This window comes from Microbacterium sp. AG1240 (assembly GCF_003635115.1).
Taxonomy (GTDB): domain Bacteria; phylum Actinomycetota; class Actinomycetes; order Actinomycetales; family Microbacteriaceae; genus Microbacterium.
On sequence record NZ_RBXJ01000003.1, the window covers coordinates 1 to 11,226 of the forward strand.

The window sequence follows — 11,226 nt, forward strand, 5'->3', positions numbered from 1 at the left end:
CACTATGCGTCGGGCACCACACCATCAAGCACCACGGCGGGTGGAGAGTCACACCGATCCCCGACAGCGGCGGCGCACTCGAATGGGCATCCCCCAGCGGCAGACGATTCGTGGTACGACCAGAACGGAAAGTCCCCGTCTTCCGACCCGCACCCGACCACGATCACCCAACCGAGAGCACCGCACCCTTCTAACCCGCGCCGCCTGACCCACGCTTCCGACCCGCGCCCCTGACGTGCGCGCGGGCTCACCTCGCCGTGCGTGCGGGCGAGCCGGTGCCCGCGCGACCCGCGCCCGTGCCGCACGCACCGGCGCGAGCCGCCGAACGCCAGACGCCCCCGGTCACGAAGACCGGGGGCGTCTGGAGCGACCGATGGCGCTCAGGCAGCCTTCGACTCCGAAGCATCGGCGGGCGCGTAGCGACCGATCAGGTCGATGAAAGCGTCGAGGTAGGAGCGGAGGAACGCCGCCGTTCCCTCGTTCGTGATCGTCCCGTCGTCTTCGAACAGACCGGGGGTCGACTGGATGAAGCCCTCGGGCTGGCCGAGCACGGGAGCGTTGTAGTGGCTGAGGATCGTCTTGAGGTGCTGCTGCGCGACGGCCGTCGAGATCGGGCCCTGCGACGTGCCCATGACGGCGGTCGGCTTGCCGTCGAAGGAGGCTTCACCGTAGGGACGCGCCGACCAGTCGAGGGCGTTCTTGAGCACCCCGGGGATCGACCGGCTGTACTCGGGGGTGAGGATGATCACGCCGTCGACGTCGGCGATCGACTGCTTGAAGTCGCGGGCGACCTGCGGGAAGTCCGCGTCGAAGTCGGGCGAGTAGAACGGCAGGTCGGCGATCGGGATCTCGACGAGCTTCACGCCGTCGGGAACGACGCGCTCCAGCGCCTTCGAGAGACGCCGATTGATCGAGGTGCTCGAGATGCTGCCGACGATGTAGCCGATCGTGTAGTCAGTCACGGGGATCCTTTCGGTTGTGCGGCCGGGAACGGCCCGTACCCTCGGAAGAACGCGACCTCCGATGGATGCATTCCTGTGAATCGAGTGCACGCTCCCCCTTCCGGCGGATGCCGAGAGGAGGAGCCGTCTCGTAACGTGAGGGGATGATTGCCACCCCCGCCCAGCGGCGCGCCGACGTCGTGCTGGCGGTCGTCGTGCTCGTCGGCGCACTGATCAGTGCCGTCCTCTCGGCGATCGCCGGGATGTACGGAGACCGGCAGGCGGCGATGCCCCTCACCGTCGCCTACGCATTCGTGCTCGCGGTGCCTCTCGCCTTCCGCCGACGCTGGCCGTCGATCGTCGCCATCATCGTGTCCATCGCCTACTTCGTGGCCGTGACGATGCAGATCCCCGAGCTCTACGCCGGCAACGTGGCGATGTTCATCGCGCTCTACACGGTGGGTGCCTGGTCGACGAACCGACGTCGCGCGACCATCGTGCGGGCCGCGATCATCGCGGGCATGTTCCTCTGGCTCACCATCGTCATGCTCATCGACGCCACGGGCCCGGTACCCGAGACCGAGGAGGTGTTCTCGCGCGCGGGGGCGTTCTCGCCGTACATCGCCTATACGCTCCTGACGTTCCTCCTCAACGCCCTCTACTTCGGCGGCGCCTACTACTTCGGCGAGCGCTCGCACCAGCAGATGCGCGAGCGCGCTGCCCTCGAGGAGCGCACCGCCGAACTCGAGCGGGAGCGGGAGGTCACCGCGGCACAGGCCGTGGCCCTCGATCGGGTTCGCATCGCCCGCGAGCTGCACGACGTGGTCGCCCATCACGTCTCGCTCATGGGTGTGCAGGCGGGAGCCGCGCGCGCGGTCATGCCGAAAGACCCCGACCACGCGCGAGAGATCCTCGAGGGCGTGGAGTCGTCGGCCCGCCAGTCGCTGACAGAACTCCGGCAGCTGCTCGCCACGCTGCGGACGCCCGACGGCACCGACCCCGAGCCCGACACCGCTCCGACCACGCGCGGCCTCGACGCGGTGAGCGACCTCGTCGAGGCGACGAGGTCGGCCGGCATGCCGACCACGTTCCACGTCGTCGGCGAGGAACGCGAGGTGCCCGATCTCGTACAGGTCAACCTCTACCGTATCGCCCAGGAGGCTCTCACGAACGCCCGCCGGCACGGCGGACCGCACGCCACCGCCGAGGTGCGGCTGCGCTACACCGGAGAGTCGGTCGAGCTGGAGGTGTCCAACACCGGACGCGTGGGCTCCGGCGCCCCGGGCCTCGGACAGCTGGGTATGCGCGAGCGGGCGGGCGCATCGGGCGGGACGATCGAGATCGGCCCGCGCTCACGTGGCGGATACCTCGTGCGCATCCGCGTACCCCTGACGTCGAAGGCGGCCGCCCATGTCTGACATCCGCGTCCTACTCGTCGACGACCACGCGATGATGCGCGCGGGCTTCCGCACGATCCTGTCGCTCCAAGACGACATCGATGTCGTCGGAGAAGCGGCCAACGGCGCGGAGGCGGTGTCCGCCGCATCCGCCCTCCACCCCGACGTCATCTGCATGGACGTGCAGATGCCCGGCATGGACGGCCTCGAGGCCACGCGACGGATCGTCTCCGACCCCTCCGTCGAGGCCGCCGTGCTCATCGTCACCACCTTCGATCGCGACGACTACCTCTTCCAGGCGCTCTCCGCCGGCGCAAGCGGCTTCCTGCTGAAGAACGCCGGTCCGGAGGAACTCGTCTCGGCGGTTCGCGTGGTCGCGGGCGGCGACGCGCTGCTCGCACCCGAGGTGACCCGGCGCGTCATCGCCCGCTTCGCCCGACCCGACGCCGAGCCGGCGATCGCCGCCGCGCCACCCCCGCACCCGGCGAGCGCGAGCCTCACCGAGCGGGAGGCCGAGGTGCTGCGCCTGATGGCCGAGGCGCTCAGCAACGCCGAGATCGCCGCCCGCCTCTTCATCGGCGACGCGACGGTCAAGACGCACGTGTCCAACGTGCTGCAGAAGCTCGGCGCGCGCGATCGCGTGCAGGCGGTCGTCATCGCGCACCGACACGGCCTCGCCTGATCCGGCGTTACGATCGCCGCGTGACCGCAACGCCGCAGGCTCCGTCCCTCACCTTCCTCGTGCGCCTGGAGGTCGAGGTGGGCGACCCGGTCGATCTCGGTGTCGTCGGCGGCGAGCATCGACGCATCGTCCCCATCCTCGGCGGCACCGCGCGCGGACCCGGGCTCGAGGCCCACGTTCTTCCCGGCGGCGTCGACGCGCAGGTGCTCCACGCCGACGGACGCCAGGTGCTCCGCGCCACCTACGGACTCGAGACGACGGACGGCGACCGGCTCTTCGTCGAGAACCGAGGGCTGCGGTCGGGCGCGCCGGCGGACCTCGACCGCCTCGCGCGGGGCGAAGAGGTCGACCCGTCGCTGATCTACTTCCGTTCGCACCCTCGGATCACCGCGCCGGCCGGGCCGTGGGAATGGCTGAACACGCGCCTCCTCGTCGGCACCGGCGAGCGCCTTCCCGCCGCGGTCCGTCTGAACGTGTTCGTCATCGACTGACCTCCCTCCCCCGCCAGGGGGAGACGGCCAACCCTCCCGGGGGCGGATGCTGCGCGGCACCCGCCTGCGTAACGTCGTTCTCGGGCATCCGCACGGGTGCCGGAGAAGGAGGAGCCGTGCTCGAACTGACCGGCATCACCAAGAGCTACGGCGGTCGCCGCGTGCTCGACGACGTGACGTTCGACGTCGCCCAGGGACGCCTGACGGGCTTCGTCGGCGGGAACGGCGCCGGCAAGACCACGACGATGCGCATCGCGCTGGGCGTGCTGGCGAAGGACGGTGGCCGCGTCGCCCTCGACGGGTCTCCCGTGACCGCCGCCGACCGCCGCCGATTCGGCTACATGCCGGAGGAGCGCGGGCTGTACCCGAAGATGCGCGTGGGCGAGCACATCGCCTACCTCGCCCGTCTCCACGGCTATGGCAAGGCCGAAGCGACGACGGCCGCCGAATCGCTGCTCGATCGCCTGGGCCTGTCGGAGCGCCTCCGCGACAACGTCGAGACCCTCTCTCTCGGCAACCAGCAGCGCGCCCAGATCGCCGCGGCCCTCGTGCACGACCCCGAAGTGCTCATCCTCGACGAGCCGTTCTCGGGCCTTGACCCGCTCGCCGTCGACGTCGTCGCGGGCGTTCTGCAGGAGCGCGCAGCCGCCGGCACCGCCGTGCTGTTCTCCTCGCACCAGCTCGACGTCGTCGAGCGCCTCTGCGATGACCTCGTGATCATCGCCGACGGCACCGTGCGCGCCGCCGGCGCTCGCGACGCCCTCCGCGCCGAGCACGCCGGACACCGCTTCGAGCTCGTCTCCACGGGTGACGCCGGGTGGATCCGCGACGAACCCGGGGTCACCGTCGTCGACTTCGACGGCGGCTACGCCCTCTTCGACGCCGCCGAGCACGACGCCCAGCGGGTGCTGCGCCGCGCGGTCGAGCGCGGCGACGTCGCCAGCTTCGCCCCGCAGCATCCGACCCTCGCCCAGATCTTCAAGGAGGTCATCCAGTGAGCACCTCCGCCCCCACCCACACCCGTCGATCCACGCCGGGCGAACTCCAGAGCGTCTGGCTCGTCGCCGAACGCGAGATCGGCTCGAAGCTCCGCAGCAAGTCGTTCATCATCTCCTCGGCCTTCCTGCTGATCATCGCCCTCGCCGCGGTCATCTGGGGAGGCATCGCCGCGAACAACGCCGGCGACGACCGCATCGCCATCGCCGTGACGAGTCAGACGCAGTCGGACGTCAGCGGCATCGAGGGGTTCGATGTGACCGTCGCCGACGATGCGGATGCGGCGACCGCCCTCGTGCAGGACGGCACCGTCGAGGCAGCCCTGGTGCCCGATGCCGCGGGCGGCGCCTTCTCGTACAAGGTCGTCGCCGACGACAGCTCCCCGGCCGACGTGCTCGGCCTGCTCGCTCAGACCCCGTCGGTCGAGTTGCTGAACCCGGCCGACGCGGTCGACGGCGCCCTCCGCTATCTCGTGGCCATCGGCTTCGGCGTCGTCTTCTTCATGGCGGCGACGACCTTCGGCGCGACGATCTCGCAGAGCGTCGTCGAGGAGAAGCAGACGCGCGTCGTGGAGATCCTCATCTCGGCCATCCCGGTGCGATCGCTCCTGGCGGGAAAGGTGATCGGCAACACGGTGCTCGCGATGGGTCAGATCGTGGGCCTGGCGGCGATCTCGATCGTCGGACTCTCGGTCACCGGCCAATCCGAGCTGTTGAGCGGGCTCGGCGCACCGCTGGTGTGGTTCGCGGTCTTCTTCCTCTTCGGCTTCGTGCTGCTCGCCGCCCTCTTCGCGGCGGCAGGAGCGATGGTCTCGCGCCAGGAGGACATCGGGTCGACGACCACGCCGCTCATGCTCCTCGTGATGGCGCCGTACTTCCTCGTCATCTTCTTCAACGACAACCCCGTGGTGCTCACGGTCATGTCGTACGTGCCGTTCTCGGCGCCGGTCGGCATGCCGCTGCGCCTCTACCTCGGCGACGCGCAGTGGTGGGAGCCGCTGCTGTCACTGGTCGTCCTGCTCGCCACGTGCGCCGCGGCGATCTGGGTCGGCGCGCGCATCTACCAGAACACCCTCCTGCGGATGGGTGCCCGGGTGAAGCTCACCGAGGCTCTGCGCAGCTGAGTCAGCCGCGCAGAGCATCGGCCGCGCCGACGAGCGCGAGATGCGAGAGGGCCTGCGGGGTGTTGCCGAGCTGGCGACGCCCCGCAGGGTCGTACTCCTCCGACAGCAGCCCGAGATCGTTCGCCGCCTCGCACACCCGCGTCATCAGCTCACCGCCGTCCTCGCGACGCCCCGACGCGGCGTACTGCTGCACGAGCCAGAACGAGCAGGCGAGGAACGCGCTCTCGTCGCCGGACAGGCCGTCGACTCCCGACGAGGTGCGGTAGCGACGCACGAACCCGTCGGGCATCAGCGTCTTCTCGATGCGCTCCACCGTCCGCAGCATCCGCGGGTCGTCGGCGGCGCAGAAACCCACGAGCGGAAGCTGCAGCAGCGAGGCGTCGACCTCGCTCGTCGCGTCGTGCTGCACGAAGTAGCCCTCATCGCCCACACCGGTGGTGTCGATCGCCGACCGCAGCCGATCGCGCAGCGCACGCCACTGCTCCACCTCGCCGTCGAGACCGTGCTGCTCCACGGCGCGCACGCCCCGATCGAACGCCGCCCACATCATGACGCGGGAGTGCGTGAACATCCGCGGTTCGCCCCGGATCTCCCAGATCCCCTGGTCGGGCTCGTCCACCGTCTGCGCCGCGTGCGCGAGGAGCGCCCGCTGCAGGGCCCACGAGAACGGCGTCTCGGCCAGCCCCGCCTCGCGCGCAGCATCCAATGCCACCATCACCTCGCCGATCACGTCGGCCTGCCACTGGTCGACGGCGCCGTTGCCGATGCGCACCGGGGAGGCCCCCTCGTAGCCCGGGAAGTTCGGCAGTTCGCGCTCGGGGAGGTCGCGCTCCCCGGCGATGCCGTACATGATCTGGATGTCGGCGGGGTCTCCGGCGATCGCGCGCAGCAGCCATTCGCGCCACCGGCCTGCGGCGGCGAGATAGCCGTGCGCGATGTAGGCCTGCAGCGTGAGAGCGGCGTCGCGCAGCCAGACGTAGCGGTAGTCCCAGTTGCGCGGGCCGCCCGCCTGCTCGGGCAGCGAGGTCGTCGCCGCGGCCACGATCCCGCCGGTGTCGCGGTGGGTCAGCGCCCGCAGCACGAGCAGCGAGCGGATCACGAGATCATGGTGCGGGCCGTCGTGCGACAGGGTGCTGGCCCAGTCGGTCCACCACTCGCGGGTGCGCTCCCACGCGCCCTCCACGTCGACGGGCTCGGGAACGTCGTCGTACGACGGGGCCCAGCTGAGGGTGCTGTCGACCGAGTGATCGGCGGGCACGGAGAACGTCGCGCGGTGCGCGTGGTCGCGGGCGGTGTGCAGCGGACCGCGCACGACCACGGCCGCGGGTCCGGCGATGGCCAGCAGCGCCGGGTCGTCGGGCGAACCGATCTGCCGCACCCACGGAAGGGCGCGCGCGTAATCGAAGCGCAGCCGCAGCACGCTCTCGAACTCCACCTCGCCGCTGACACCGATGACCCGCCGCACGAGATCGTGACGCGCATCGTCGTAGGCGAGGAACTCGGAGACCTCGGCGGTCCCGGCCTCCGTCGTCCAGCGGGTCACGAGGATGAACGAGTCGTCGTCGTAACGGCGCTCGGCGGTCGCGGCCGGATCGGTCGGACGCAGGCTCCACGACCCGTGCGCGTCATCGCCCAGCAGGCCGCCGAAGATCGAGGGCGAGTCGTAGCGGGGCAGGCACAGCCAGTCGATGCTGCCGGTCGACGAGACCAGGGCCGCCGTGCGGCAGTCGCTCAGCAGTGCGTAGTCCTCGATAGGTGCGGGCACGGCATGATTCTGTCAACTCCGGAGAGCGACCGGACCGGAGCGCCCGGCGAGTCCTAGGGTGGGCCTCATGACCGCCGACACCACCCTCATCATCCTCGGCGCCTCGGGCGACCTCACCTCGCGACTGCTTCTTCCCGCGCTCGGTCAGCTGCTCGTGCGCGAGCCCTACCGGTCCGTGCGCCTGCACGGCGCGGGAATGGACGACTGGACCGACGAGCACTGGCGCGAGGTGGTCGAGAAGGCGTTCGAGACGACCGACGCGAAGGGCGCGTTCGCCGCGGTGTCGGCCACCACCTACTCGAAGGCCGACATCACGAAGCCCGACGACCTGCAGGCGTTGCTGAACGCCGCCGAGGGGCGGCCCGCTCTGTACTTCGCCGTGCCCCCGGCCGTCGCGGAGCAGGCCTGCACGGCGCTCGAATCGGTCGAGATCCCGGAGGGCACGATCCTCGCGCTCGAGAAGCCGTTCGGCACCGACGAGGCCAGCGCCCACAAGCTCAACGAGGTGCTCGCCAAGCTCGTTCCGGAGCGCCAGGTGTTCCGGGTCGATCACTTCCTCGGGCGCTCGACGGTGCTCAACTTCCTCGGCGTGCGTTTCGCGAACCGCCTCATCGAGCCGGTCTGGTCGGCCGACGACATCGCGTCGATCGTCATCCAGTACGACGAATCGCTGGGCCTCGAGGGTCGCGCCGGCTACTACGACCGTGCCGGCGCGCTCATCGACATGATCCAGAGCCACCTGTTGCAGGTGATGGCGTTCGTGACCATGGAGCCGCCCGCGTCTCTTGACGAGATCGATCTGCGCGACGCGACCGCGGCGATCCTCCGCGCCACGCACGTCCTCGGCGACGACCCGGTGGCATCCTCGCGACGCGCGCGCTACACCGCCGGCACCGTCGACGGGCGCGAGTACCCGTCGTACGTCGACGAGAAGGGTGTCGACCCCTCGCGCGAGACGGAGACGCTCGCTGAGATGACGGTGGAGATCCGCACCGCGCGTTGGCAGGGTGTTCCGATCACGCTGCGCTCGGGCAAGGCTCTCGCCGATAAGGATGCCGAGGTCATCGTCACCTTCCAGCCCGTGCGCCACATGCCGCAGGGCTTCACGGGCGAGACCGCCCCCACGGAACTGCGCTTCTCGCTCAGCCCCGACACGATGTCGCTCGGTCTCAACGTCAACGGCGGCGCCGACCCGCTGGTACTCGAACGCGTCTCGCTGCAAGCCGATCTCGGCGAGGGCGGCCGCGTCGCCTACGCCGAGGTGCTCTCGGGCATCCTCGACGGCGACGCGATGCTCTCGGTGCGGGGAGATGCCGCCGAGCAGTGCTGGCGCATCGTGCAGCCCGTGCTCGACGCGTGGCGCGCGGGCACGGTGCCGCTCGACGAGTACCCCGCGGGCTCCATCGCCCCGAAGGGCTGGCCGACGCTCTGACGGCAGGCTCAGGCGTCGAGAACGGAGAGCACGTTGCCGGCGGGGTCGCGGAACCACGCGATCGTCGGACCCCGGCCGCGCTGAATGCCCTTCGCGTCGGTCTGAAGCTCGTCGTCGCCGTAGATCTTCGTCGTCACCCCGCGCGCGTTCAGGTCGTCCACGGCCGCCTCGACGTCGTCGGTCGGGAAGTTCAGGATCGTGAAGCTCGCCGGCTCATGGTTCGGCTTCGGATAGACGAACACCGACGCACCCGAGGCGAGTTTCAGGCTGAAGAAGCCCATCTCGTCGTCCACGGTCTCGAGTCCGAGGGTGTCGCGGTAGAACGAGCGCGCGGTGTCGATGTCGTCGACGGAGAACCCGGTGAAAGCTCTGTCTGTGGTGAACATGTCGTCTCCTCGATCGGATGGATGCTGCGCAGCCGCAGCCTCACGCGTGCAGGTGCGCGGCGACGACCCGCGCGGTGGCCACGGGGTCGAGCCGGTGCTGCACCGACTCGGGGACCTCGACGAACACCGCACCGGACACCTCCTCGGCGAGGCGTTCGGACGCCGCGTGGAGGAAGGGGAACGTATCGCTGCCGGTCAGCACGACCACGGGCACGTCGACCTCGCGCATCGCCGCCGTGGGGGTCGAGACCTGCCGGGTGAGGGTGGCGTCGTACACCGTCGACTGCGCCAGCGCGACGAGACCGTCGAACACCGGACTCGAGCGCATCTGCTCGATCATCGCCGGGGGCAGACCGACGCCGTCGATCTGGAACGTCGTGACCGCGTCGGCCGGGCGCCCCTCGTCGATCGCGCGCTGCAGACGCTCGGGAAGATCCGACGGCGGCTCGCCCTCTCCGAAGTGGAACGGCGGTTCGGACAGGAACAGTGTTCCGGTCGACACCCCCAGCGAACACGCCAACAGCGCGAGCACGGCGCCCGACGAATGCCCCAGCACGGCCGCCGCGCCTCCCACTCCCGCGATCACCGCGGCGAGGTCGTCGGCCTCGCGCTCGGGTGCGTACGGGTGCGTGTCGCCGCTGCCGGCGCGGGCTCGGCGGTCGTAGACGACCGCCGTGAACCCCGCCCGCACGAGCGCATCGGCGACCCCGGAGGCATCCGCCGCCGTGGAGAACGCGCCGTTGACGACCACCACGACCGGGCCGTCGCCGGTCGCCTCTGCGCGGATCGGTGTTCCGTCCGCAGACTCGACGATGGGCATGTGCTGATCGAATCAAGCCGAGCGCGCCCGGTCAAGGGGTGACGGCGCAGCATCCGCCGGTCTCTTGCCGGGCCCCGGGTCGGACGGTCACACTCGAGAGTATGCAGTTCGCCGGAGTGCTTCCTGAAGACGCCCCCGACCCGCGGATCGATCAGGCGGAGCGGGCGAGGGAGTTGCCCGTCCCCGCGCGGGGCTTCGTTCCGCAGCGATCGCTCGAAGACGACGACAGTCTCGCGCTCACGGTGCAGCAGCAGGGCGAGACGATGGTCGCGATGTCGGTGAGCGTGGGCTATCTGCTGTGGCGCAATCCCGACGATCGGTCGGATCCGGTGAACCTCGCCGACCTCGACGACCATACGCGGCGCTCCCTCGATACGGTTCCGCCGTGGCCGCGGCCCACGTGGTTGATCGAGCAGGTCGAGCGTATGCGCTACCCGCGACTGTGGGAGGCCGTGCGCACCTCGTGGCACGCCGAGAGGTCCGAATGGACGACGCCCGAAGCGTTGCTGGTGGACCACGCGCGCCACATCCTGATGAACCACTTCCGGGAACGGGCGGGCGTCGACCTGCACGAATGGGACTCGCCGGCGTTTCCGGGGGCGTCGGCAGTGCGCGACGGAGTGAGCGTCCGCGTCGACGGGAACGATCTTCCGGGTGTCGAGATCGACACCGATCCCTTCGTCTATGCCGTCGGAGCGGCGCTCCCCGACGGCGGGGTGCTCACCGTCGTCGTGCCTCGCGATGAACTCCCCCTCATCGAGCTGGAGTTCGCCGTCCGGCGCTGACCGCCCCCGGAGCTGCCCGACGCGAAGAAGCCCCCACCACCGCGAGGTGATGGGGGCTTCTTTCACACTGTCCGAGGTCAGTTGACCCGGCGGGCGCGTGCGCGGATCGCCATGAAGACCGCACCGGCGCCGGCGAGCATAGCGCCACCGATGGCCAGTCCGGCGATTCCGGTCGAGTCGTAGCCCGTCGCCGCGAGGCTGTCGGACGAACCGGCGTTGGCGGCCGGCAGGCCGGGGATGGGCGTCGCGGTCGGGCTGGCCGTCGACGTCGGCTCCGGGGTCGGAGTCGCCGTCGGCGAGGGAACGACCGAGGCGGGGAGCGAGAACGAGACCGAGATCTCGCCGTTGCCGGAGAACCCGGTGGTCTGGAAGGCGGTGATGGTCTGCGCGACCGGCGCGTCGGCGGGG

The 11,226-nt window shown here is 70.4% G+C and carries 12 protein-coding genes; 7 read left to right on the forward strand and 5 right to left on the reverse strand.

Annotated elements, in window-relative coordinates; genetic code table 11:
• Positions 1 to 380: 380 nt before the first annotated feature.
• The gene (locus tag DEU34_RS12135; protein WP_121150654.1) at positions 381 to 962 is read right to left on the reverse strand and encodes an NADPH-dependent FMN reductase; all 582 of its coding nucleotides are present in this window, start codon (positions 960 to 962) and stop codon (positions 381 to 383) included.
• 143 nt (positions 963 to 1,105) lie between these two features.
• Here DEU34_RS12135 and DEU34_RS12140 point away from each other — a divergent pair, with 143 nt between their 5' ends.
• The 5 genes from DEU34_RS12140 to DEU34_RS12160 all read left to right on the forward strand — a co-directional run bounded on the left by DEU34_RS12140 (position 1,106) and on the right by DEU34_RS12160 (position 5,630).
• Positions 1,106 to 2,359 carry a sensor histidine kinase gene (locus DEU34_RS12140; RefSeq protein ID WP_121150656.1) on the forward strand — a complete coding sequence of 418 codons (1,254 nt, stop codon included), beginning with the start codon at positions 1,106 to 1,108 and terminating at the stop codon, positions 2,357 to 2,359.
• Positions 2,352 to 3,020, forward strand: a complete 669-nt coding sequence (locus DEU34_RS12145) for a response regulator transcription factor (RefSeq protein ID WP_121150658.1) — start codon at positions 2,352 to 2,354, stop codon at positions 3,018 to 3,020. The genes DEU34_RS12140 and DEU34_RS12145 overlap by 8 nt, the downstream gene beginning before the upstream one ends.
• A 20-nt stretch (positions 3,021 to 3,040) precedes the next feature.
• Positions 3,041 to 3,511 (forward strand): DUF3237 domain-containing protein, encoded by a 471-nt coding sequence (locus DEU34_RS12150; RefSeq protein WP_121150660.1) that lies wholly within the window; start codon positions 3,041 to 3,043, stop codon positions 3,509 to 3,511.
• Between the two features lie 116 nt (positions 3,512 to 3,627).
• Complete coding sequence (locus DEU34_RS12155; RefSeq protein ID WP_121150661.1) at positions 3,628 to 4,509, forward strand: ABC transporter ATP-binding protein; 882 nt, start codon at positions 3,628 to 3,630, stop codon at positions 4,507 to 4,509.
• Complete coding sequence (locus DEU34_RS12160) at positions 4,506 to 5,630, forward strand: ABC transporter permease (protein WP_121150663.1); 1,125 nt, start codon at positions 4,506 to 4,508, stop codon at positions 5,628 to 5,630. The genes DEU34_RS12155 and DEU34_RS12160 overlap by 4 nt, the downstream gene beginning before the upstream one ends.
• Position 5,631: 1 nt before the next feature.
• Here the strand turns inward: DEU34_RS12160 and DEU34_RS12165 are convergent, their stop codons facing one another.
• A complete protein-coding gene (locus DEU34_RS12165; RefSeq protein ID WP_121150665.1) occupies positions 5,632 to 7,395 on the reverse strand; it encodes a glycoside hydrolase family 15 protein in 1,764 nt (587 codons plus the stop codon).
• A 67-nt stretch (positions 7,396 to 7,462) separates the two neighbouring features.
• On the opposite strand from DEU34_RS12165, the gene DEU34_RS12170 reads away from it, so the two are divergent.
• Positions 7,463 to 8,827: a glucose-6-phosphate dehydrogenase gene (locus DEU34_RS12170; protein ID WP_121150667.1), complete on the forward strand. Its 1,365-nt coding sequence runs from the start codon at positions 7,463 to 7,465 to the stop codon at positions 8,825 to 8,827.
• Between the two features lie 8 nt (positions 8,828 to 8,835).
• Here the strand turns inward: DEU34_RS12170 and DEU34_RS12175 are convergent, their stop codons facing one another.
• Together DEU34_RS12175 and DEU34_RS12180 are read right to left on the reverse strand one after the other, a co-directional pair.
• Entirely contained in the window at positions 8,836 to 9,213 is a 378-nt protein-coding gene (locus DEU34_RS12175) for a VOC family protein (RefSeq protein WP_121150669.1), read from the reverse strand.
• A 40-nt stretch (positions 9,214 to 9,253) separates the two neighbouring features.
• Positions 9,254 to 10,033, reverse strand: coding sequence for an alpha/beta fold hydrolase (locus DEU34_RS12180; protein ID WP_121150671.1), 780 nt, complete (start codon positions 10,031 to 10,033; stop codon positions 9,254 to 9,256).
• Positions 10,034 to 10,134: 101 nt separating this feature from the next.
• Here DEU34_RS12180 and DEU34_RS12185 point away from each other — a divergent pair, with 101 nt between their 5' ends.
• Complete coding sequence (locus DEU34_RS12185) at positions 10,135 to 10,818, forward strand: hypothetical protein (RefSeq protein ID WP_121150673.1); 684 nt, start codon at positions 10,135 to 10,137, stop codon at positions 10,816 to 10,818.
• Between the two features lie 77 nt (positions 10,819 to 10,895).
• On the opposite strand, the gene DEU34_RS16320 is transcribed toward DEU34_RS12185, so the two are convergent.
• Positions 10,896 to 11,226: LPXTG cell wall anchor domain-containing protein (locus DEU34_RS16320; protein ID WP_121150675.1), on the reverse strand; the 331-nt coding region annotated here is incomplete at its 5' end.

Coding starts and splice junctions, on each gene's coding strand:
- DEU34_RS12175 (WP_121150669.1), bottom strand. CDS start 9,213: ATGTTCACCACAGACAGAGCTTTCACCGGGTTCTCCGTCGACGACATC.
- DEU34_RS12145 (WP_121150658.1), top strand. CDS start 2,352: ATGTCTGACATCCGCGTCCTACTCGTCGACGACCACGCGATGATGCGC.
- DEU34_RS12140 (WP_121150656.1), top strand. CDS start 1,106: ATGATTGCCACCCCCGCCCAGCGGCGCGCCGACGTCGTGCTGGCGGTC.
- DEU34_RS12180 (WP_121150671.1), bottom strand. CDS start 10,033: ATGCCCATCGTCGAGTCTGCGGACGGAACACCGATCCGCGCAGAGGCG.
- DEU34_RS12185 (WP_121150673.1), top strand. CDS start 10,135: ATGCAGTTCGCCGGAGTGCTTCCTGAAGACGCCCCCGACCCGCGGATC.
- DEU34_RS12170 (WP_121150667.1), top strand. CDS start 7,463: ATGACCGCCGACACCACCCTCATCATCCTCGGCGCCTCGGGCGACCTC.